We start from the raw sequence: 23,136 nt of genomic DNA, 5'->3' as shown, positions 1-23,136 counted from the left end.
CATGAGAAACCAGAATATACAGCTCCAATTGGCGGTAATCTTATTGAACCAGAAGTTCATGAAAAACCAGCATACACGGAACCAGTAGGTACAACAGGGATCGATGAAAATGGAAACTTGATTGAGCCACCTGTTATCGACATTCCAGAGTATACTGAACCAATATCTACAGTTTCAGAAGTTGCATCAGAAAGAGAAGAGTTGCCTTCTTTACATGCCGATATTCGTACAGAGACTATTCCTAAAACGACTGTAGAAGAATTTGATTCTACCAAATTTATAGGTGATAATTCTATTAAACAAATTGGTGAGGATGGCGAACGTCAAATTGTTACTAGCTATGAAGAGTTACATGGCAAAAAAATCAGTGAACCAGTTGAAATAGTAACTATTTTGAAAGAAATGAAGCCTGAAATTCTTGTAAAAGGTACCAAAGAAAAGCCAAAAGAAAAAACGGCTCCTGTTTTGACCTTAGATAGAACAAATACAAATGTATTAGACCGCTCCGCAAATCTTTCTTATCATTTGGTTAATACAGATGGAGTCAAGATCAATAAAATTACTGCGACAATTAAAGATGGAAATGAAATTGTCAAAACAGTAGATTTAACTTCAGAGCAATTAGATAAGCAGGTAGAAGATTTAAAATTCTACAAGGACTATAAGATAGAAACCACTATGACCTATGACCGTGGTAAGGGAGAAGAGACTGCAACATTAGAAGAGAAACCACTTCGCTTGGATTTGAAAAAAGTTGAGTTGAAAAACATCGCATCTACTAATTTAGTAAAAGTGTCTGAAGATGGTTTAGAATCTACTAGTGATTTCATGAGCGAAAAACCTTCTGATGAAGATGTGAAGAAAATGTACTTAAAAATCACTAGTCGTGATAATAAGGTAACACGTTTAGCAGTTGATAAAATTGAGGAAGTAACTGAAGAAGGCCAAAAACTTTATAAAATCACTGCCGAAGCTCAAGATTTGATTCAACACATTGATCCATCTAAGGCGCGCAATAAGTATGTTTATTATATAGAAAAACCCCATCCTAAAGAAGATAATGTCTACTATAACTTTAAAGATTTAGTAGAGGCTATGAATGTTAATAAAAATGGTACATTTAAAATCGGAGCAGATTTGAATGCAACGAATGTACCAACGCCTAACAAACAATATGTTCCAGGTACGTTTAAGGGACATCTATCAAGTGTTGATGGTAAACAATATACAATTCATAATATTGCCCGTCCCTTATTTGACCGTGTTGAAAATGGTTCTGTGAAGAATATTAATTTAGGTAATGTGGATATCAATATGCCTTGGGCTGACGGAATAGCACCTGTTGCCAACATGGTGAAAAATGCAACTGTTGAAGATGTTAAGGTGACTGGTAATGTAGTTGCTAATAACAATATTGCGGGTATCGTCAATAAAATCGATAGTGGTGGTCAGTTGACAAATGTAGCCTTCATCGGTAAACTCACGGGTGTTGGTGATAAAGGTCAATATATGGCTGGTATTGCCGGTGAGATTTGGAGAGGTAATGTTGCAAAAGCATATGTCGAAGCTGATATTGTTGCTAACAGAGCCCGTATAGGTGGTTTAGTTGCTAAAACAGATAATGGTAACGACTCTATGGGAATTGGTAAATACGGTTCAATTCGTAAATCGGTCGCCAAAGGAACCATTAAGACTAAAGTTTTGTTTGAAACAGGTGGATTTATCAATAGCAATCTTCCTTTTGGTAAACTGGAAGATAATATTTCAATGATGAGAGTTGAAAATGGTGAAGAGTTCTTTGGTTCTTCAGATTTGGACTACGATGGTGGTTATTTCACAAATGGATGGTTAGAGCGTAACTTTGTTGTCAAAGGTGTCAGTTCAGGTAAGCATTCATACAAACGTTCTCGTGACAAAATTAAAGAAATTAGTCAAGATGAAGCTAACAAGAGAATTGCAAATTTTGGACTTACTGCTGATAAATACGAAATCAACGAACCTGTGGTCAATCGCTTAAATCGTTTAACCAGAAGAGAAGATGAATATAAGTCAACCCAAGACTATAAAGTAGATCGAGATCTGGCTTATCGTAATATTGAGAAACTTCAACCATTTTATAATAAAGAATGGATTGTCAACCAAGGTAACAAACTTGCAGAAGATTCAAACTTAGCTAAGAAAGAAGTCCTTTCTGTTACGGGAATGAAGGATGGTCAATTCGTGACCGATTTATCGGATATCGATAAAATAATGATTCACTATGCAGATGGTACAAAAGAAGAAATGGTGGTCACACTCAAGGATTCTAAAGTCCAACAAGTGCGTGAATATAGCGTATCTGGTCTTGGTGATGTTGTTTATACACCGAATATGGTTGTTAAAAATCGAGACAAACTGATTGCAGATGTGAAAGAGAAGTTATCTTCAGTCACATACGATTCGCAAGATGTTCGTAAAATTATTGGAAATCCAGCTGATTTGTATCTAGAAGAAAGCTTTACTGACGTCAAAGACAATCTTGATAAATTTGTGAAAGATTTAGTCGAAAATGAAGATCATCAATTGAATAGTGACGAAGCTGCGATGAAAGCACTTGTGAAGAAAATTGACGATAATAAAGCGAAAATTATGATGGCTCTATCTTACTTGAACCGTTACTATAACATTAAGTATACTGACAACAGTATGAGTATCAAAGACATTATGATATTTAAACCTGACTTCTACGGTAAAACACCAAGTGTGTTAGATCGCTTGATTAACATCGGGTCTAGCGAGAAGAACTTAAAGGGGGACCGAACTCAGGATGCTTACCGTGAAATTATTGCAAGTAATACTGGTAAAGGTAGTCTTCGTAACTTCCTAGAATACAACATGCGTTTGTTTACAGAGGATAAAGACATCAATGATTGGTTTATCCACTCAGCTAAGAATGTTTATGTTTCAGAACCTAAAACTACAAATCCTGACTTTGTCAATAAACGTCATAGAGTCTTTGATGGTTTAGATAACGGTGTTCATGGTCGTATGATTTTACCACTTCTAACGCTTAAAGATGCCCATATGTTCTTAATTTCAACATATAACACGATGGCGTACAGTTCATTTGAGAAATATGGAAAACATACAGAAGAAGCTCGAAACGAATTTAAGAAAGAAATTGATAAAGTTGCTAAGGGACAACAAACTTATCTTGATTTCTGGTCCAGATTAGCTCTACCTAATGTTCGTGATAGACTTCTTAAGAGTCAAAATATGGTACCGACACCAGTTTGGGATAACCAAAACTACCATGGAGTCGACGGTGCCAACAGCATGGGGTACGGAAAGAACGGGGCAATTATCAGACCTATTAGAGAATTGTATGGTCCAACTGGCAAATTCCACGCAACAAATGGAGCCATGGGAGCTATGGCTAGTATTTACGATAGTGCAAACAATAATGACCAAGTTTACTTTATGGTAACCGATTTAATATCACAATTTGGTATTTCAGCCTTTACACATGAAACAACACACGTCAATGACCGAATGCTCTATTACGGAGGATACAGTCAACGTGTTGGTACAAATGCAGAAGCCTATGCACAAGGTATGTTGCAAACACCTGATAGTTCAACGACTAATGGTGAATACGGCGCACTTGGAATTAACATGGCTTACCATCGTCCAAATGACGGTAACCAATGGTACAACCCAGATCCTGACAAATTAAAGACACGTGATGACATTGACCGCTACATGAGAAACTACAATGAAGCTATGATGTTGCTTGATTATGTAGAAGCTGATGCTGTACTTCCTAAAATTAAGGGAGACAATAGTAAGTGGTTCAAGAAGATTGACAAAGAAATGCGCTCTAAGATTCAGTACAATGATCTTTTAGGTCCAAACCAATGGGATAGTGTCCGTGATTTGAAAGGTGAAGAAAAGGTAATGACTTTATCTAGCGTCAATGATTTAGTGGATAATAACTTCATGACAAAACATGGAAATCCAGGTAACGGACGTTATCGCCCTGAAGATTATGCTGTCAACTCAGCATATGTAAACGTCAATATGATGGCTGGTATTTATGGTGGTAATACTAGTCTTGGAGCTCCTGGTTCATTATCATTCAAACACAATGCCTTCCGCATGTGGGGTTATTTTGGATATGACAAAGGTTTCACTAGTTATGTATCTAACAAATACAAAGATGCAGCTATTAAAGAGAATAAAGGTTTGCTAGGCGATGACTTTATTATTAAGAAAGTATCAGATAATACGTTTACAACGCTCGAAGCATGGAAGAAAGAATGGTATAGATCTGTTAAGGAAAAGGCCGAAAAAGGATTTACAGCCATTGAAATTGATGGCAAACGAATTAGTACTTATGTTGAGATTAAAGCTTTGTTTGATGAAGCTGTTCAAAAAGATCTTGATGGTATGTCAGATCCGAAAATTAAAGATCATTTCAAAAATACAGTAGACTTGAAATCTAAAGTCTTTAAGGCCCTACTAAAAAATACAGACGGTTTCTTTAATCAACTGTTTAAAAAAGATATTTAAATGTTTAAAATATAAAGGAGACAGTTTTTTGCTCCCTATGAAAAGTCATCATTTGATGGCTTTTTTCTATACAGAGAGCTTAAAATGCTATCATCAGACAAAATAGAAAAGGCATGATATAATATAAAGTAGATTTCTATGTTATAAAACAAGAACTGTTTGGACATTATTCATTTGAAAGCTCCTTGATGTTCAAACAATAGGGGCTCTAAACCCTTGCTATGAAAGGAAAAAAACTCAATGGCTACTATTCAATGGTTTCCTGGTCACATGTCTAAAGCGCGTCGACAGGTGCAGGAAAATCTAAAATTTGTTGATTTTGTGACGATTTTGGTGGATGCACGCTTACCTCTATCTAGTCAAAATCCTATGTTGACCAAAATTGTTGGTGACAAACCAAAACTCTTGATTTTAAACAAGGCAGACTTAGCTGACCCAGCAATTACCAAGGAATGGCGCCAGTATTTTGAATCACAGGGAATCCAGACGTTAGCTATCAACTCCAAAGAGCAAGTGACTGTAAAAGTTGTAACAGATGCGGCCAAAAAGCTCATGGCTGATAAGATAGCTCGTCAAAAAGAACGTGGTATCCAGATTGAAACCTTGCGTACCATGATTATCGGGATTCCAAATGCTGGTAAATCAACTCTCATGAACCGCTTGGCTGGTAAGAAAATTGCCGTTGTCGGTAACAAACCAGGTGTGACCAAGGGGCAACAATGGCTCAAAACCAATAAAGACTTGGAAATCTTGGATACACCAGGGATTCTCTGGCCTAAGTTTGAAGATGAAACTGTTGCGCTTAAGTTGGCCTTGACTGGAGCTATCAAAGACCAGTTGCTTCCTATGGACGAGGTAACCATTTTTGGTCTGAATTATTTCAAAGAACATTATCCAGAAAAGTTGGCCGAACGCTTTAAACAAATGAAAATTGAAGAAGAAGCGCCTGTTATTATTATGGATATAACCCGTGCCCTCGGTTTCCGTGACGACTATGATCGCTTTTACAGTCTCTTCGTGAAGGAAGTTCGCGACGGCAAACTCGGTAACTATACCTTAGATACATTGGAAGACCTCGATGGCGACGATTAAAGAAATCAAAGAACTCCTTGCAACGGTCAAGGAGTTAGAAAGCCCTATTTTTTTAGAACTCGAGCAGGATAATCGTTCTGGAGTTCAAAAGGAAATCAGCAAGCGTAAAAAAGCCATTCAGGCAGAATTGGATGAGGATCTTCGTTTGGAATCCATGCTTTCCTACGAAAAGGAACTTTATAGGCAAGGATTGACCTTGATAGCAGGTGTTGACGAGGTTGGTCGTGGTCCTCTGGCTGGGCCAGTAGTTGCTGCAGCCGTTATTTTGCCTAAAAATTGTAAGATTAGAGGTCTCAACGACAGCAAGAAAATTCCTAAAAAGAAACATCTGGAGATTTTCCAAGCAGTTCAGGAGCAAGCCTTGTCAATCGGGATTGGTATCATGGATAATCAGCTCATTGACCAAGTCAATATCTATGAAGCAACCAAACTAGCTATGAAGGAAGCAATCTCCCAGCTCAGTCCTCAACCTGAGCACCTTTTGATAGATGCCATGAGACTGGATTTACCAATTTCACAAACATCTATCATCAAAGGAGATGCCAATTCCCTCTCGATTGCAGCGGCTTCTATAGTAGCCAAGGTGACACGTGATGAATTGATGAAGGACTACGATCAGCAGTTCCCTGGCTATGATTTCGCTACTAATGCAGGATATGGAACAGCTAAACACCTGGAAGGACTGGATAAACTAGGAGTTACCCCAATTCACCGAACCAGCTTTGAACCCATTAAATCGCTGGTTTCAGGAGAAAAAGAAAGTTAAGTTAGAAGGAATGATTATGGAGGAACAGTCAGAAACACTCAGCTCCAAGAAAGAATTTGCCTTTGCCTCAAGCACCATATTATCCCAAGTTGGACGAGGAATCATTGTTGGACTCGTCGTCGGGCTCATCGTCGGATCCTTTCGGTTTTCAATCGAAAAAGGCTTCCACCTGATACAAGGACTTTATCAAGATCAAGCGCACCTAGTGCGCAATCTTTTTATCATTGGTCTATTTTATTTAATAGTTTGTTGGCTCAGTGCGAAATTAACTCGGTCAGAAAAAGACATCAAAGGTTCAGGAATTCCTCAAGTCGAAGCTGAATTAAAGGGACTGATGACCCTCAACTGGTGGAGCGTACTTTGGAAAAAATATATTCTAGGTATTCTTGCAATCGCAAGTGGACTCATGCTGGGGCGTGAAGGACCTAGTATCCAACTTGGAGCAGTTGGTGGTAAAGGAATTGCCAAGTGGCTCAAATCCAGTCCAGTAGAGGAGCGTTCCCTTATTGCAAGTGGGGCTGCAGCAGGACTAGCAGCTGCCTTTAATGCTCCCATTGCAGGACTTCTCTTTGTGGTAGAAGAAGTCTATCACCATTTTTCACGCTTTTTCTGGGTCTCAACTCTAGCAGCCAGTCTCGTAGCAAACTTTGTTTCTCTGCTCATATTTGGCCTAACACCCGTACTGGATATGCCAGATAATATCCCACTCATGACTCTAGACCAGTATTGGATTTACCTCCTCATGGGAATTTTTCTCGGGCTCTCCGGTTTTCTCTATGAGAAAGCTGTACTCAATGTTGGTAAAGTTTATGACTGGATTGGTCAAAAAGTCCGTTTGGATAGAGCATATTATCCAATTTTTGCCTTTATTCTCATCCTACCAGTCGGCATCTTCTTACCCCAGATTCTTGGAGGTGGAAATCAGCTGGTTCTTTCCCTAACTGAGCAAGATTTTAGTTTCCAAGTTCTATTAGCTTACTTTTTAATTCGCTTTGTTTGGAGCATGATTAGCTATGGAAGTGGCCTTCCAGGAGGAATTTTCCTTCCCATTCTGGCGCTTGGTTCCTTGCTTGGTGCCCTAGTTGGTGTCATTTGTGTGAATATTGGACTTGTTAGTCAAGAGCAATTCCCTATATTTGTCATTCTAGGAATGAGTGGCTATTTTGGAGCAATATCCAAGGCTCCCTTAACCGCTATGATACTCGTAACTGAGATGGTAGGAGATATTCGCAATCTCATGCCACTTGGCTTAGTAACCCTAGTTGCCTATATCATCATGGACTTACTTAAAGGTGCGCCAGTCTATGAGGCCATGCTAGAAAAAATGCTGCCAGAAGAAGCGACAGATGAAGGAGAAGTCACACTTATTGAAATCCCTGTATCTGACAAAATTGCCGGAAAACAAGTACACGAACTCAACTTGCCTCATAACATCCTCATCACAACCCAAGTTCATAATGGCAAGAGCCAAACAGTTAACGGCTCAACCAGAATGTATCTGGGTGATATGATCCACCTGGTTATTCCAAAAAGTGAAATTGGAAAAGTCAAAGATTTGTTGTTATAGGTGCTTTACATAATTTATATTATGTAAAAATAAACTTCTTAATTAAATATATTGGAAAACCGATTCTCAGCAATGAGATCGGTTATTTTTTACAGATAAGGTATTTCTCATACAAATAATTGAACTATGGTAAAAACAAGACTATAATTAAGTTAGAAAGGAGTTTACTGTATCAAATCTGTACAGTAAGATTAAAATCATGAAAAAGAAAACGATAGCAATTATACAATGTATTTTGTATATCATAGCTCCTTATTCCTTATATAGCTCTTCAGTTATGTAGAATGAACAGAAGTATCGTTACTGATAATCTCTTTTTTATTTTCTTTATTCTGTTGACTATTTCATTCTGGTTTAGTATTTGGAAACTAGAAAAAGCACTAGATAATGATTCACAATAATAACTCCAAAGATTTATAACTAAAACTAAAAATTTTTGTACTTTTCCCTAGACAGTGGATAAACCCTTGATACAACTGAGTTTAAGGGGTAATGTACACTCTTTGAAAAATGTACTTTATAATTGAAATGTACTTTATTTTAAGTTTGTATAAAGTACATTTTCAGCACTTACGAAACCCCTTGTAAGCCTAGAAACATTTGATTTAATAAGGTTTTAAGTTTTAGTAAAGTATATTCTCACTAAAATTCAGGTTTAATAAATTTCCAGTTTTCACTTTGATAGGGTACATTTTTAGCTATTTTTGTTCCAATTACACAGGTCTAAATCTTTTTATCACTTTAAAAAAACTCTTATAACATCTTTCCGAAAAACTATAATTTTCTTGAAAAATAAATAAGTATATGCTATACTACTAGTAGACTTATTTGTGGAGAAAATCATGAAACGCGAGATCTTACTGGAACGAATCGACAAACTAAAACATATCATGCCCTGGTATGTTCTTGAATACTACCAATCTAAGCTTGCTGTTCCTTACAGTTTTACAACCTTGTACGAATACCTCAAGGAATACGATCGATTTTTCAGCTGGGTTTTGGAGTCTGGGATTTCAAACTCTGATAAAATGTCTGATATTCCTTTATCTGTCTTGGAAAATATGTCAAAGAAAGATATGGAGGCTTTTATCCTTTATCTTAGAGAACGTCCTTTGCTGAATGCCAATACAACCAAGCAAGGCGTTTCCCAAACGACCATCAATCGGACCTTATCAGCTCTTTCCAGTCTTTACAAGTATCTGACCGAGGAAGTTGAAAACGATCAGGGAGAGCCTTATTTTTATCGTAATGTAATGAAGAAAGTTTCAACAAAGAAAAAGAAAGAAACGCTTGCTGCCAGAGCTGAAAACATCAAGCAAAAACTCTTTCTTGGTGATGAAACAGAAGGTTTTCTTACTTATATTGACCAAGAGTACCCACAACAGCTCTCAAATCGAGCTCTATCATCGTTTAATAAAAATAAGGAACGTGATTTGGCTATTATCGCCCTTCTCTTGGCATCTGGTGTCCGTTTATCTGAAGCTGTTAATCTGGATCTAAGAGATCTCAATCTCAAGATGATGGTTATTGATGTCACTCGAAAAGGTGGCAAACGTGACTCGGTCAATGTCGCTGCCTTTGCTAAGCCTTATCTAGAGAATTATCTAGTCATTCGAAATCAACGCTATAAGACTGAAAAGACGGATATTGCACTCTTTCTAACTCTCTATCGAGGTGTTCCCAATCGTATTGACGCATCCAGCGTCGAAAAAATGGTTGCTAAATACTCTGAAGACTTCAAAGTTCGTGTAACCCCCCACAAACTGCGCCATACCCTAGCAACTAGGCTCTATGATGCTACTAAATCGCAAGTTTTGGTCAGCCATCAGCTAGGACACGCCAGTACACAAGTCACTGACCTCTATACCCATATCGTTAATGATGAACAAAAGAATGCCTTGGATAGTTTATGATTTTACGTAATATAACTTATGTAAAATATATGTCAAGAAAAGAAGCTGCTAAAAATAAGCAACTTCTTTTTCTTTATATCTGATACCAGTAAAGTAGCGTGGTATATCAATTGTTTCTATATTTTTGAAATTCTCATTTGCCTACTACTAATTTAACTATAGCAAAAATAATGCAGATAAGGAAGGATATTTTTGCTTGCAGGAATTCTAAAAATCAAGCTTTTCTGGATTCAAATCTCTTCATAATCACAGTTAAACGCCAACGATAGAGCGCCCCACTCACAATCAGACTAATAATCAAACCAATCCAGTATGAATAAGCTCCAAAATCTGTTAGGGAATCAAATAGCATAGCCACTGGGATTGCTACGCCCCAATAACCAACCAAACCAAGGTAAAAAGGAATAACTGTATCCTTATAACCTCGCAAAATTCCCTGAAGAGGTGCCGCAAAGGTATCTGCTAACTGGAAGAAAAGGCTGTAAGTCAAAAAACGCGCTGTCAAATCGATAAATTCTGGCTCGTTACCATAAAGACTGGCCACATTTCCTCTAAAAATGTAAAGGAAAGTTAAGGTGAAGGCCGCAAAAATGAGGGCAGTCCATCTTCCTAGACCAATATAGGCTTTAGCATCATCAAATCGCTTGGCTCCCACTTCATAAGACACGACAATGGCCATAGCCGATGAGATACTCATAGGAAAGGCGTACATAAGACTTGAAAAGTTCATAGCTGACTGGTGACTAGCGATAATCAAGGACGAAAACTTCGCCATAATTAAGCCAACCACAGAAAAGATAGCCACTTCCGCAAAGACAGTTCCCCCAATAGGCAGACCTAAGCGAACCCCTTCCTTGATTTTATCCATATTAAGCGGAATGCGCTTCTCAAGATGTAGGGATTTGAGCTTCTCCTGTTTAAATAAAACTAGAACAGAAATTCCCAACAAGACCCAGTAGGCCAAGGAAGTACCTAAACCAGACCCCGCACCTCCCAGCTCTGGAACACCAAAGGCACCGTAAATCAAGAGATAGTTAAATCCACTATTGAGAGGAAGTAACAAAAGCATGAGATACATGGACAGTTTAGTCAAGCCCAGCGAATCCAGCAAAGAGCGAATGACACTAAAGAGCAACAAAGGAATAATCCCGATAGATAAAAACCAGAGATAGCGAACCGCTACTGCTGCCACTGGTGCTTCTAACCCAATATGATTCAAGATTGGTGGTGCCAAGAAAAGCACCATCCCCAGCAAGAGTACGGATAAGCCCAAGGCCAGATAGATGAATTGGTAAAAATCAGACGCAACCTCTTCCTTTTTGCCTCGACCAAGATGGTGACCAATGATGGGCACCAAGGCTGAAACAATCCCAGTTAGGAATGTAAAGAAAGGATTCCAGATACTGGTTGCCATAGACACACCAGCCAAGTCCATAGTGCTGTATTGACCTGTCATAGTCGTATCAACAAAGGAGGCAGAATAATTGGCAAATTGATAAATCAGGATAGGGAAAAATATCTTTAAAAATAAGATAAACTTGTCTTTGAAATGATGGGTTTGGTACATATAGGCTCTCTATTCTTTTTGTTTACAGAGCAGACTCCCACCTAGTTTTGATAGACGATTTGTCCCTTACAGATGGTATATTTAACCTGCCCTTTTAAGGTTTCACCGATGAATGGCGAATTAGCTGCTTTGGAAGCAAAATGGGAGTCCACAAGGCGGTCAGCCTCAGCGTCAAAAATAGTGATGTCCGCTGGACCATTCTCAGCCAAGTAACCTGCTTCAAAGTTGTAAAGCTTGGCTGGATTAACAGTCATTTTTTCAAGCAATTCCATCAAGGTCAATTCCCCAGCTTCCACCAAATAAGTCAAACCGAGAGACAGAGAGGTTTCTAAACCTGTCATACCAGATGGCGCTTTGGTGATATCCTCGACATTTTTTTCATCTGCATGATGAGGCGCGTGGTCTGTCGCGATGACTGTAATGACACCTGACTTGAGACCTTCGATAACGGCACGACGGTCTGATTCCAAACGAAGTGGAGGATTCATCTTAGCATTGCTACCTTGTGTCAAAAGAAGTGCTTCTGTCTTAGAGAAATGCTGTGGCGCTACTTCTGCTGTTACTTGCGCACCTAGCCCTTGAGCAAACTCCACTACTTTAACACTTTCTTCCTTAGACAAATGCTGAATATGAACATGGGCCTTAGTTGCATAGGCAATCATGACATCACGCGCCATCATAGCGTACTCAGCCACCCCAGTCGCACCGCAGATATGGAAATGTTCTTTAGCAATGTTTTCGTTAAAACCAAGGATTCCATTCAAACCTGGATCTTCCTCATGGAGACTGATAAAGGTATTAAGTTTCTTAGCTTCTTCCATGGCTGCCTTAACCACTTTGCTGCTTTCAAGAGGAATACCGTCATCAGAAAAACCAACGGCACCTGCTTCTAAAAGTGCCTGAAAGTCAGTCAAGTCGTGACCATTAAAATTCTTAGTAATGGTCGCAACCGTCTTAACATTAATCTTTTCCTTGGCAGCTGACTGGAGAACTTCTTGTAAAGTCTCCACATCTGAAATAGTTGGGCTAGTATTAGCCATCATGACAACCGTTGTAAAACCACCTGCAGCGGCTGCTAGGGCACCAGTATGGATATCCTCCTTGTGGGTCTGACCAGGTTCACGGAAATGAACATGGATATCGACCAAGCCAGGAGCAACGACTAGACCAGTAGCATCAAGCACCTCTGCTCCTTCTTCCTTGATTTCAGGAGCAACTTTGACAATTTTCCCATCTTGAACCAAGACATCACACACTTGATCTAAACCAGACTTGGGATCCATTACACGACCATTTTTGATTAGTAGCATCTGCTTTCTCCTTTATTCATAGAAATCGACTTGGGTATCCAACAATTTATCCCCATCATAAACAAACTTGGCTGAAAAGAAGGGTTTGTCCTCTAAAAGCCACTCAACAAAGGTATGGTCACCTTCCCAAGTCGGCTTGCTTAAGACTTCATCATAGGGAACCCATTCCAGCGTTCCCTCGTTACAATCAATCAAGTCACCCTCAAACTCCGTTACTTTAAAAACATAGGTATACCAGTCTAAATCTGGTGTAAATTCTGGAAAAGTGATAACGCCTTTCAGAACTGGCTTGGCTTTGAGCCCTGTTTCTTCAAGAATTTCACGCGTAGCACATTCTTGAGGAGTCTCACCTCGCTCTAGCTTCCCACCAACACCAATCCATTTCCCTTCATGGACATCATTGGGTTTCTTATTACGGTGAAGCATGAGCAGTTCTTTCCCATTATCAATGTAGCAAATCGTCGCTAACTGAGGCATATTTTCTCCTTATCTAAGCCAATCGATTGGCTCTTGTCCTGTCTCTTCTAAAAATCCATTGGCCTTGGAAAAAGGCTTGGAACCCCAAAATCCTCTGTAAACCGATAAAGGACTGGGATGGGCTGATTCGATAATCAAATGATGAGGATTGGTAACCAAGGTCTTCTTCTTGCGTGCATAGGCTCCCCAGAGTACAAAGACCACTGGTCTATCTAGTTGATTGACCACCTGAATCACAGCATCTGTAAATGGCTCCCATATCTGCCCAGCATGACCATTGGCCTGACCAGCAGGAACAGTCAGACATGCATTGAGAAGCAAGACTCCTTGCTCAGCCCAAGCCGTCAAATCATGGGATTTCTTAACTCCGATATCATCTGACAATTCTTTCAAGATATTTTGCAAGGATGGCGGAGCTGGGATAGAGTCAGGAACAGAAAAACTCAAGCCCTGCGCTTGACCTGGCCCGTGATAGGGGTCTTGCCCTAAAATCACCACCTTAACTTCTTCAAGCGGTGTAGTCAAGAGAGCCTGAAAAACCTTTTCCTTGGGTGGATAAACAGTTCCTTGTGCATAGACCTGGTTCATAAACTGATTGATTTTCCCGAAATAACCTTCAGGTAATTGCTCCTTAATCAAAGCATGCCAAGACGAGTGTTCCATCTTTCCCTCCTTTATCTTATCCATCTAAAAGCACGTCTTAATTCATCCGCACCATTTTTAAAAAAGCATAAACCATGTGCAAGTATAATCTTATCCGGTTTCCAGTTTGACATACGGGAAAAGGAAACCTTTGCTTCCCTTTGTCTTCCTAAAAAAGTCATACGATAATCAATAGGAGTTTGACCATCAGGGGCTGTTACACGAGCTAAACGATAGAATTTTCTGCGGATTGGACTAGCTATCTTTTCAGGTTCAAAATTCTCTATAAGGTCTGTTACAATGAGTGTTTTAGTTGATTTATGAAAAAACACGACCTCTTCGATGACAGAACTTCCCTTAAAAATAAGCTGATCAATCTCATCAGACCATAGGTCAGGAGCCTTATCTGTTAAGCCAGCATCAAATTCCACCTTGACATTCTGACTTTTCGCTCTCTCTTCAACTCCTGGACTAGACCATGCTTGCGCATGAGGATATCTTTTTCTCCAATCTGCAATATAGGCGTAGTGAATCTTATTTGGTGAAATCAGGTAAGCTACTCTGCCCAGAGCGTCCAGTTCAGTAAAGAGTTTCTCGTTTGGCGCAATAGGAGAATGAATCCAAAGTTTGCCATCATTTAACTTAATCACCGTCATACGTGTCTGAAAAGGAAGTTTGAAGATCTTCATATCCATTTGAATCAAATCACCATCCACTATCCAGATATTTTGATCAACTTCCTTTAGTGTATACAATGGTTCATAAAGAGAAAGTTCTAGCCTTGACATCGTTAACTATTCCTTCGTTTTTACTGCCTCTATTATAGCAAAAAGTGGCTGTCTAAACCACTTTTTACAGTTTATCTAAACAATCCAGCAAGTCTTGGAAGGAATGGACTTCGTAGGTTGGCTGGGCTTGTGTGGGATTTTCGAGGTGATGAGGGTTGTACCAGATAGTGTCAATCCCAGCATTATTACCACCTTGGATGTCGGCGGTTAGAGAATCTCCAATCATCAGCGTATTTTCTTTACTAAAACCTGCAATCTGTTGGCCAATCTTTTCATAAAAGAGAGCATCTGGCTTTTGTGTTTGCAATTGTTCAGAGATAAAGACTTGATTGAAATAAGGTGCTAGACCAGATTGAGCCAAACGCCCTGTCTGAATGGCAGTTATTCCATTTGTCGCAGCATACAGCTCATAATCTCGCTCGATGAGGCTGTCCAAAAGCTCATGCGCACCTGAAAGTGTTTGTCCCTGCTGGGCTAAGTAAAACTGGTAACGCTGGGCTAGAAAGCTACCGTCTTTTTCCTGTCCAAAATGAGCAAATAAACGAGAAAAGCGCGTGTTAACCAGTTCTTGTTTACTAATTTTCTTTTGCTCCAAGTCCTTCCAGAGAGCCTTGTTCATAGGAACATAATAATCTTTATAAGACTGAATATCTGCAACTCCTTCTTCTTTTAGGAGTTGTGTCAAAGCCACATCCTCAGCAGCATCAAAATCAAGAAGAGTGTGGTCAAGGTCGAAAAGTAGAAATTTATAATACAATTTGAGAGTTTTCCTTTCTAGGATAAACAACTTTCACTTCATTCGGTTGTTTAATGAAAAAACTTAAAAGTGGTAAAGTATAACAAAAATAATCGTTCCAATTGATTAACTAACACATACTATTCTAGTGAATTATAAAAAAATTTTCTATAAATTCGAGCAATAGTCAAAATAAATACGGAGACTCCCCCTATAACAGTTAAAGTTGGATTTCCCACACCTGTATCAGCATTTATTATGTAAGTGTGAAATAAAGGTGCTAGACCTAGCAAAACATATAAGATGTAGAAAGCTAATTTTATCTCACCAATTCCTGCAAAAAAATGTTTCATTTTAAATATCCCCATTTTACCTTTCATCTTTATAATCCACTAACAAGCCACTAACAACTCTATTGACTTCTCATTTTTTTGAATAATCTTGACAGCAAATTTACTCCACTTAATGCCACTAAAACTTCAATGGGCAAAAAATAGTAATCCCATATCAAATGAGAAATCAGCAATGATAGAAATAGTATACAGTCAATATAACTATTCTTAAAATATTCTGTACTTACATAATACAGAAATGCCACAAGCACTGAAATTAAGACAACCATCATAATACTATTATCCTTTCCTTCTCACTAACGCTATTTCCAAAATTTAATTTTTTTATGACTTAGTAACGCAATTGCAATTATCAATACACCTAATATAAATAAAAGTATTTCCCAAAATTTATTCTCAGTTTTAATAAGAGGAATAAGATACATGCTGACTAATATGGAACTTGCTCCTAAAAGAGCAAAGACCACTCTGACTTTATCACTTAGTTTAAACATATTTAATTCCCCATAAAATAAGTAGTGGCCACGTTTACTGTAACATTCCCCCGTCTTAATGTAGAGATAATCCCCTATCAAGACACCTCATCACTTCTTACTCAATAGCAGCATCATTATTTGGTGATACGAGTTTCATAAGATTTCTCCTCTTTAACGTTGCATGGTTAGGATAATTCTCTAATCAGTAATCGTCGACTGCGTTTAAAGCACTTTGTTATCTAGATAAGATATCCTTTCACTATTTGATTTTAAAGAGAAATAAGATTTAACCATATTTATCTCATTTTTTATTTTTAAATAACTCATACTCTTTTTCTCTGATAAAGGGAAGTGAAAAATTAGAAAAAATTAGTAGAATTGAAAATAGGTATCCATCTTTTTGCATTGCTAAAACATAGCCTAAAAATAAATAGACAATCAAATCTAGTACAAAAAGAGAAAATATCCTCCTTTTCATCATCTCACTTGTCTTAAAGATTATGTTTAATAGAATCTTTATCGTAGTATCTACACAAATTTTTATCAAAAAGATAAGAGTCAATACACGATTATCAACTGTACCATGAAGAATAAATGGAAATATAGTTAATATAAAACTAGAAATCTCTAAATATTTTATCCAAGGAGATTGAGACATCTTACTTTTAAACTGACTAATTTTCTTATATTCGCTAGCTAATCTAGTATCAAAATTTTTACCAATTATATTAAAGATTAAGAACTCCAGGATAAAAATACTAATTAATACGATATAAGTAGAAACCTTTCCTGGGAAATATTTATTTATTAAAATCGGGAAACTCATTAACAAAATTGAGTTTATAGCCAGACAAATAGATACTATTTTATTCTTCACAGAGTATATAGGTAGCGACACTATCGAATAGAGGAATGCTAAAAAAATAAGCAAGAAATACTCAGTACTGCTAATTAACGGCACCCTTAATGATAAAAATAGATAGGCACCCCACACGATGATATGCGCTTTACGCATTGATTCTAGATTACTCATCTACCTACTCCTAAATCTATTTTTAGTTCACATTCTCTTTCCAACAAGTCATAAACGTTTCATGATATTTCCTTCTTCTACATTAGATAGAGTTCAAATACATTTTTTGCAAGTGAAAATATAATTGTTATTTGGAGACGTAAAATATCTTTTCATCCCTCTTCTAAACTCAGATAAAAGGTATCAATCTAATGATAAGGCTTTCTTTTACTTTAGACTATCATAAAACAATGAATCTTTCAACAAAATTCATTGGCAAAACACCATCCTATACAATTGACAGCTCAAATCTTTCAGAATAGAACAATCCTAACTATCGAATACCCTGGCTTCATAAATATCTATGCAATTCTAGGTTTAGAATTCCTATAAATTAAATGTTTTCGCGCTATTCTAAGCTATTGATAGCCTTAAATGTTAATTTTTGAGCAATTCTAAAGCTAGAATAGTCCCATCACAATCAGTTTTGAATTATTATACTCAATGAAAATCAAAGAGCAAACTAGGAAACTAGCCGCAGGCTGTACTTGAGTACGGCAAGGCGACGTTGACGTGGTTTGAATTTGATTTTCGAAGAGTATTAACAATTTAGAAACGCTATGATTCCACTCCTTTTACATTAAAAAGGAACTGCATAAAGCAATCCCTTTCTGATTTTGAAATTATTTACTTAAAATTTGATAGTTGAGATAATCAATAGCCCATCTATAAAAAGAGTTATAGTAAAATTCCTTACTTATTGATTTCAAGCTCCGCCAACTGTGTTTGAATAACCGACAGTTCTGCCCCAGCCTGAAGAAGAGCAGCTGCAGTATAGGCGCCTTCTACAATTGGAACACTGTTGATGATGATACTCTTATCACTGAAATCGGCCACCATTTCTAAGTTCATTTTAGCAGAACCTAGGTCAAAAAAAGCTAATAAAGTATCTGCTGGATTTTCGGAAACAACCCTATCTACTTGATCAAAACTTGTTCCAATTCCTCCATCTTCGGTTCCTCCTACATAAGTAATCGAAACATCTTTAGCCACTTCACTAATCAGTTCAACAACACCTTGTGCAATGTTTTTGGAATGTGAAACGATAACAAGACCAATGCTTCCCATTAAACCACCCCAGTTTCTAATAGAGCAGTAAAGAGTAATCCTGATGAAAATGATCCAGGGTCAATATGTCCGAGAGATCGTTCTCCTACATAAGACGCTCTTCCTTTAGTTGCAAGTAAATCTTTGGTAGCATTCACTACCTGATCAATAACCTCTTGAGTCAACTGGCCATCAGACAAGGCAGCAATAACAGGAGTCCAAACATCAACCATTGTCTTTTCTCCAACTTCTGCTTTCCCTCGTTTGACAATCATATCCAAACCACTTTGTAAGATTTCTTCTAATTTCGAATTTGAATCAGCCTTGGCCATGCCCATAAAAGCAGAGCCATACAAGGGACCAGAAGCACCGCCTACCTTACTCAATAGTTGCATTGAGACAAGTTTAAAAACATCACTGCTTGTCTCAAATTGCTTTCCTTCTAAGTTTTCCATAACTGCAGCCATGCCACGCGCCATATTTCCACCGTGGTCTCCATCTCCTATAGGAGTGTCCAGCTCACTAAGGTAATCTTTCTGTTCCTGAATCTTTTCATTAAAAAGCTTCATCCATTCAAGAGCTTGTTCAGCATTCATGCGACATTTCCTCCTTAAGTTTTACCAAGCTTGGGTAGTAACAGGTGCATTTAGAGCATCCAACCACTCATCATCTGCCAATCGAATCAATGTTAATGACAAACCAGCCATATCGATTGAAGTCATATAGTTCCCTATTTTCTTAAATGCCAACCGAACACCTTTTTCATGGAGCAATTTAGCAACATCATTTGCAAATACATATTGTTCCATAAGTGGAGTGCTTCCTAAACCATTGATGAGAAGGCCATAGCGTTCGCCAGCTTTAAGTTGGAAACCTTCAGATAATTTTTCAACTAATTCTGATGCTAATTGTGCGGAAGGCTGCATTTTCTCTTTTTTGTATCCTGGCTCACCGTGAATACCAACACCATATTCAAATTCATCGTCTTCTAAAACAAATCCTGGTTTGCCAACTTCAGGAACAGTTGCTCCAGACAAGGCCAGCCCAATTGTTTTAATTTCTAACACAAGTTTATCTGCCAAATCCTTCATTTCAGCTAAGGATTTACCAGAACGAGCCGCATCTCCCAAAATTTTATGAACTAATATAGTACCTGCGACACCTCGACGACCTTGGGTATAGAGACTATTTTCAACAGCGATATCATCATCAACCACAACACTTGCTACATCAATACCTTCCATTTCAGCAAGTTCTTGTGCAATTTCAAAGTTCATGATATCACCAGAATAGTTCTTGATGACCATAAAGACACCAGCACCTTCATCAGCTGCCTTAATGGCCTCTAAAATTTGGTCTGGAGTAGGTGAGGTAAAGACTGCTCCACAAATGGCAGCAGACAACATTCCATCTCCTACAAATCCAGCATGACTTGGTTCATGTCCTGAGCCTCCACCTGAAATGAGTCCAACTTTTCCTGTCTTTTCTGCCTTTCTAACGATAACATCAAAACCATCTAAGCGTTCTACCAAGTCATCATGCATGAATGACAACCCCTGCAACATTTCATCAACAACTTGTGTCGGTTCATTTATAATTTTTTTCATGAGAAACTCCTTTCGGCATCTACCTTTGTTTTCGCTTTCATTATATATTTTTTATTGCTGGCTGATAAGGGACAGATTCTTTTATTTGTCCCCTTTTAAACCCGTTTCAAACATTTTTTTGGTAAAATGAAGGAAGTAAAAGAAAGGTTTCCTATGGCATCATCACTCATTACAAAAAAACGGATTGCCAAGGCATTTAGAGACCTCTTAGCTACTAGAGAATTTGACAAAATCTCTATTGTAGATATCATGGAATCAGCTGGCATTCGTAGACAGACCTTTTATAATCACTTTCTTGACAAATATGAACTGCTCGACTGGATATTTGAAAATGACTTAACCGAGTATATCACCAATAACTTGGACTTCATTTCAGGCCAAAAACTATTACAAGAATTATTTTTTTATTTCGAACAAGAGCGTGACTTTTATATTCAACTTTTTGATATTCAAGGACAAAATAACTTCTATGACCAATTTATCAGCTACTGTCGCTTGCTTGTATCAAAAATTTTAAGAGAATACGGTCAGATTGATATCGATTCATCTGCTTATACTTGTTTTTTGTTAGACTATCATTCACATGCTCTAGCAGAAATCGTGAAGGCTTACGTCAATAAAAAAAGTCCAGTTCCACAACCAGACTTTCTAATCATGACAATTATTGGAAAGAGACCACAATGACATTTATTTCAAATCATAAACAAAAAATTATTTCAAGTTACATTTCGGCAACTGTCAGCAGTCATCCTGAATTAGAAAAACACCCTACTTTACCATTAGTCTATCAAAAAAATCGCAATCCTCATCAGGTTCCCATATTGTCGGGTGGAGGTTCAGGTCACGAACCTGCGCATATTGGATATGTGGGAGAAGGGATGCTTACCGCTGCTATCTATGGCCAATTATTTACTCCTCCTACAAGAACTGAAATCTTAGAGTCCATTCGTTTTTTAAACAATGGTCACGGTGTCTTCATCATTGTAAAAAATTTCGAAGCAGACATCAAAGAATTTAGCTCGGCCATTAATACTGCTAGACAAGAAGGAATTCAAGTCGGCTATAGTCTAGCACACGACGATATTTCAATTGAACCTCACAATAGATTTCAAATTAGAGGAAGAGGGCTTGCAGGGACAATTTTACTTCATAAAATTCTAGGATTTGCAGCTCAAAATGGTGCCGACATAGAACAACTAACCGATTTAGGTCATGAGATTGCTCCCGAAATCGCAACAATTGGCTTTGCAACAAAATCCGCTAGTCTACCCCAAACCACCCTTCCACTATTTAACTTGGACGAAGGAAATATTTCCTATGGCATAGGGATACATGGCGAAGAAGGATATCGTATCGTCCCATTTCAATCTTCGGAAATCCTTGCGAATGAAATTATAAGCAAATTAAGATTGCACTATCATTGGAAACGTGGTGATCAATTTATATTGCTTGTAAATAATCTAGGTACTACTAGCAACCTAGAAATGGGCATATTTCTCAATGATCTCCTTCAACTCTTAGAAATTGAAGGAGTCACTATTCCCTTTATAAAATCAGGAACATTTATGACCAGTCTGGATATGGCAGGTATATCCGTAACTCTATGCCCTGCGAAAAATAAACAATGGTTAGAAGCACTTAATGCTCCAACGACAGCTTTTGCATGGTAATTTGCTTGTATTACTCAAAAGGGCTACATCACTTGATGGCCCTTTGTTTTTATCTTATACTCAATGAAAATCAAAAAGCAAACTAGGAAACTAGCCGCAGGCTGTACTTGAGTACGGCAAGGCGACGTTGACGCAGTTTGAATTTGATTTTCGAAGAGTATTACGTTTAAAAGAACTCATTCTTGCAATTTCAAATAGGCCATCTATCCCTGACAATTCTTCCGATGAGCTTTGAGTTTTTTCATAGCCCAATCATAGTGGCTTGACGTGCTACTGACAAAGTAGGAACCTAGACTTGTCCCTCCCGTCCACTGATAGACACCTTTGGTAAAGAGTTCATCATTGCTAAAAACTTCTATCAACTCTAAAACCTCTCTATGTGATTGTTCTAGGAGTCTAGTCGCTTCTTCTAAGGAGGTTTTCTGGTGCTTCTTCCAAAAAGCGACATTCATTTCTCCATAAGTTTTCCAATTATAAGGTTCAGGGAGAAAATCTCTTTCGTGACCTTTTTGATTAGAATGAACCCAAGTCAAAAGTAACTGCTGCCATTCATAAAGATGGATCAAGACATCCCGTAGATTTTTATCCCTTTTCCAATGGGCTTCTTTTTTCTTTGGGTCTCTTGAAAAATCAAATGGATTCTGTAGCTTATTTTCACTTAGTTGGGAGATGAAACGATTGAGCTTTTCATAGTTTTCCTTAGAGGCCAGCATTAGCTCCTCTTTTGTTTTCGGTCTAGGCACAGAGTTCTCCCTTCATATTGTTAGTTATTATTAGAAATTTTTTATCCTTTAAATCTCTATAACTTATCCTTTAATTTCTCAACAAAGAGATAGGCTGCTGGACAGGTCAAGGTATTCTTAATCGTCAAATGGTTGATTTGATGGATCTTTTTGCGATCTGTATGGGGGAACTCTCGGCAGGCCTTGGGACGAACATCATAGATGGAACAGAGATTATCTCCTCCTAGAAAGGGACAAGGCATGGATTTAAAAACCTTATCACCATCTTCATCTACCTGCAGAAACTCCGCTTCAAAAGCTGGTAATTTCATCTTAAAATACTTGGCGATTCGTGTAATATCCGCTTCTTTAAAGTCAGGTCCCAAAGTCTTGCAACAGTTGGCACAGGCAGTACAATCAATCTCCGCAAAAACTTCTTGGTGAATCTGTTGGGCTATCTTGTCTAGGTTTTTAGGAGGTTTTTTCTTTAAATTGGCTAAAATTTTACGGTGCTCCTTTTGCTTTTGTAAGGCTAGCTGGTGGTAGTATTCAATATCAATTTCTTTAGACATGGTTTCTCTCTTATTCTAATTACTTTCCCCTATTATACCATGCCTCCGGAGCATTTAAAAGTGTACTTTATAAGACTATACTTTTCTAAAATGCGTCAAAAAAACCTTGCAACTAGGTTACAAGGTTAATGGGCTCTATAATATTTGTAGTGGGTAAATCCCCTATGGATCTTATGGAGCCTATTTTTGTGTAGAAAAAAAGTCCCAT

22 protein-coding genes are annotated in these 23,136 nt (G+C 37.9%); 7 read left to right on the top strand and 15 right to left on the bottom strand.

Annotated elements, in window-relative coordinates; all coding sequences use genetic code 11:
• The 5 genes from N8M20_RS09645 to xerS all read left to right on the top strand — a co-directional run.
• On the top strand, positions 1 to 4,551 hold a 4,551-nt coding region (locus tag N8M20_RS09645; protein ID WP_261080443.1), incomplete at its 5' end, for an SIALI-17 repeat-containing surface protein.
• 240 nt (positions 4,552 to 4,791) lie between these two features.
• Positions 4,792 to 5,643: a ribosome biogenesis GTPase YlqF gene (ylqF, locus tag N8M20_RS09640; protein WP_261080442.1), complete on the top strand. Its 852-nt coding sequence runs from the start codon at positions 4,792 to 4,794 to the stop codon at positions 5,641 to 5,643.
• A complete protein-coding gene (locus tag N8M20_RS09635; RefSeq protein WP_261080441.1) occupies positions 5,630 to 6,409 on the top strand; it encodes a ribonuclease HII in 780 nt (259 codons plus the stop codon). The genes ylqF and N8M20_RS09635 overlap by 14 nt, the downstream gene beginning before the upstream one ends.
• A gap of 16 nt (positions 6,410 to 6,425) precedes the next feature.
• Positions 6,426 to 7,976, top strand: coding sequence for a ClC family H(+)/Cl(-) exchange transporter (locus N8M20_RS09630; protein ID WP_261080440.1), 1,551 nt, complete (start codon positions 6,426 to 6,428; stop codon positions 7,974 to 7,976).
• A gap of 842 nt (positions 7,977 to 8,818) precedes the next feature.
• Positions 8,819 to 9,889, top strand: a complete 1,071-nt coding sequence (gene xerS / locus N8M20_RS09625; protein WP_261080439.1) for a tyrosine recombinase XerS — start codon at positions 8,819 to 8,821, stop codon at positions 9,887 to 9,889.
• A gap of 214 nt (positions 9,890 to 10,103) precedes the next feature.
• Here xerS and pdrM read toward each other — a convergent pair whose 3' ends face one another.
• The 13 genes from pdrM to dhaK form a co-directional block, all read right to left on the bottom strand.
• Complete coding sequence (gene pdrM / locus N8M20_RS09620; RefSeq protein ID WP_261080438.1) at positions 10,104 to 11,456, bottom strand: sodium-coupled multidrug efflux MATE transporter PdrM; 1,353 nt, start codon at positions 11,454 to 11,456, stop codon at positions 10,104 to 10,106.
• 41 nt (positions 11,457 to 11,497) lie between these two features.
• A complete protein-coding gene (locus N8M20_RS09615; protein WP_261080437.1) occupies positions 11,498 to 12,766 on the bottom strand; it encodes a dihydroorotase in 1,269 nt (422 codons plus the stop codon).
• A gap of 12 nt (positions 12,767 to 12,778) precedes the next feature.
• Entirely contained in the window at positions 12,779 to 13,243 is a 465-nt protein-coding gene (locus N8M20_RS09610) for an NUDIX hydrolase (RefSeq protein ID WP_001135781.1), read from the bottom strand.
• A 9-nt stretch (positions 13,244 to 13,252) separates the two neighbouring features.
• Positions 13,253 to 13,906 carry a uracil-DNA glycosylase gene (locus N8M20_RS09605; RefSeq protein ID WP_261080436.1) on the bottom strand — a complete coding sequence of 218 codons (654 nt, stop codon included), beginning with the start codon at positions 13,904 to 13,906 and terminating at the stop codon, positions 13,253 to 13,255.
• Positions 13,907 to 13,917: 11 nt separating this feature from the next.
• Positions 13,918 to 14,673 (bottom strand): DUF4336 domain-containing protein, encoded by a 756-nt coding sequence (locus N8M20_RS09600; RefSeq protein WP_261080435.1) that lies wholly within the window; start codon positions 14,671 to 14,673, stop codon positions 13,918 to 13,920.
• A gap of 64 nt (positions 14,674 to 14,737) precedes the next feature.
• Entirely contained in the window at positions 14,738 to 15,430 is a 693-nt protein-coding gene (pynA, locus tag N8M20_RS09595; protein ID WP_261080434.1) for a pyrimidine 5'-nucleotidase PynA, read from the bottom strand.
• 119 nt (positions 15,431 to 15,549) lie between these two features.
• Positions 15,550 to 15,762: a hypothetical protein gene (locus N8M20_RS09590; RefSeq protein ID WP_261080444.1), complete on the bottom strand. Its 213-nt coding sequence runs from the start codon at positions 15,760 to 15,762 to the stop codon at positions 15,550 to 15,552.
• A gap of 59 nt (positions 15,763 to 15,821) precedes the next feature.
• Positions 15,822 to 16,034: a hypothetical protein gene (locus N8M20_RS09585; RefSeq protein ID WP_261080433.1), complete on the bottom strand. Its 213-nt coding sequence runs from the start codon at positions 16,032 to 16,034 to the stop codon at positions 15,822 to 15,824.
• Between the two features lie 30 nt (positions 16,035 to 16,064).
• Positions 16,065 to 16,256 (bottom strand): hypothetical protein, encoded by a 192-nt coding sequence (locus N8M20_RS10605; RefSeq protein WP_314726191.1) that lies wholly within the window; start codon positions 16,254 to 16,256, stop codon positions 16,065 to 16,067.
• Positions 16,257 to 16,539: 283 nt separating this feature from the next.
• The gene (locus N8M20_RS09580; RefSeq protein WP_261080432.1) at positions 16,540 to 17,271 is read right to left on the bottom strand and encodes a hypothetical protein; all 732 of its coding nucleotides are present in this window, start codon (positions 17,269 to 17,271) and stop codon (positions 16,540 to 16,542) included.
• Positions 17,272 to 18,003: 732 nt separating this feature from the next.
• Positions 18,004 to 18,378 (bottom strand): dihydroxyacetone kinase phosphoryl donor subunit DhaM, encoded by a 375-nt coding sequence (dhaM, locus tag N8M20_RS09575; protein ID WP_261080431.1) that lies wholly within the window; start codon positions 18,376 to 18,378, stop codon positions 18,004 to 18,006.
• Entirely contained in the window at positions 18,378 to 18,953 is a 576-nt protein-coding gene (gene dhaL, locus N8M20_RS09570; RefSeq protein ID WP_024057029.1) for a dihydroxyacetone kinase subunit DhaL, read from the bottom strand. The genes dhaM and dhaL overlap by 1 nt, the downstream gene beginning before the upstream one ends.
• Positions 18,954 to 18,974: 21 nt before the next feature.
• The gene (gene dhaK, locus N8M20_RS09565) at positions 18,975 to 19,964 is read right to left on the bottom strand and encodes a dihydroxyacetone kinase subunit DhaK (RefSeq protein WP_261080430.1); all 990 of its coding nucleotides are present in this window, start codon (positions 19,962 to 19,964) and stop codon (positions 18,975 to 18,977) included.
• A 153-nt stretch (positions 19,965 to 20,117) separates the two neighbouring features.
• Here dhaK and dhaS point away from each other — a divergent pair, with 153 nt between their 5' ends.
• Together dhaS and dhaQ are read left to right on the top strand one after the other, a co-directional pair.
• A complete protein-coding gene (gene dhaS / locus N8M20_RS09560) occupies positions 20,118 to 20,648 on the top strand; it encodes a dihydroxyacetone kinase transcriptional activator DhaS (RefSeq protein ID WP_070527476.1) in 531 nt (176 codons plus the stop codon).
• Positions 20,645 to 21,634: a DhaKLM operon coactivator DhaQ gene (gene dhaQ, locus N8M20_RS09555; protein WP_261080429.1), complete on the top strand. Its 990-nt coding sequence runs from the start codon at positions 20,645 to 20,647 to the stop codon at positions 21,632 to 21,634. The genes dhaS and dhaQ overlap by 4 nt, the downstream gene beginning before the upstream one ends.
• Before the next feature lie 203 nt (positions 21,635 to 21,837).
• On the opposite strand, the gene N8M20_RS09550 is transcribed toward dhaQ, so the two are convergent.
• Both N8M20_RS09550 and N8M20_RS09545 read right to left on the bottom strand, forming a co-directional pair.
• Positions 21,838 to 22,377 carry a ClbS/DfsB family four-helix bundle protein gene (locus N8M20_RS09550; RefSeq protein ID WP_261080428.1) on the bottom strand — a complete coding sequence of 180 codons (540 nt, stop codon included), beginning with the start codon at positions 22,375 to 22,377 and terminating at the stop codon, positions 21,838 to 21,840.
• A 56-nt stretch (positions 22,378 to 22,433) separates the two neighbouring features.
• The gene (locus N8M20_RS09545) at positions 22,434 to 22,928 is read right to left on the bottom strand and encodes a YkgJ family cysteine cluster protein (RefSeq protein ID WP_070482622.1); all 495 of its coding nucleotides are present in this window, start codon (positions 22,926 to 22,928) and stop codon (positions 22,434 to 22,436) included.
• Between the last annotated feature and the right edge of the window lie 208 nt (positions 22,929 to 23,136).

Origin of the sequence: Streptococcus mitis, from assembly GCF_946190275.1 — a bacterium.
Lineage (GTDB): Bacteria > Bacillota > Bacilli > Lactobacillales > Streptococcaceae > Streptococcus > Streptococcus mitis_DC.
This window is presented reverse-complemented; position numbering and strand designations above follow the sequence as displayed.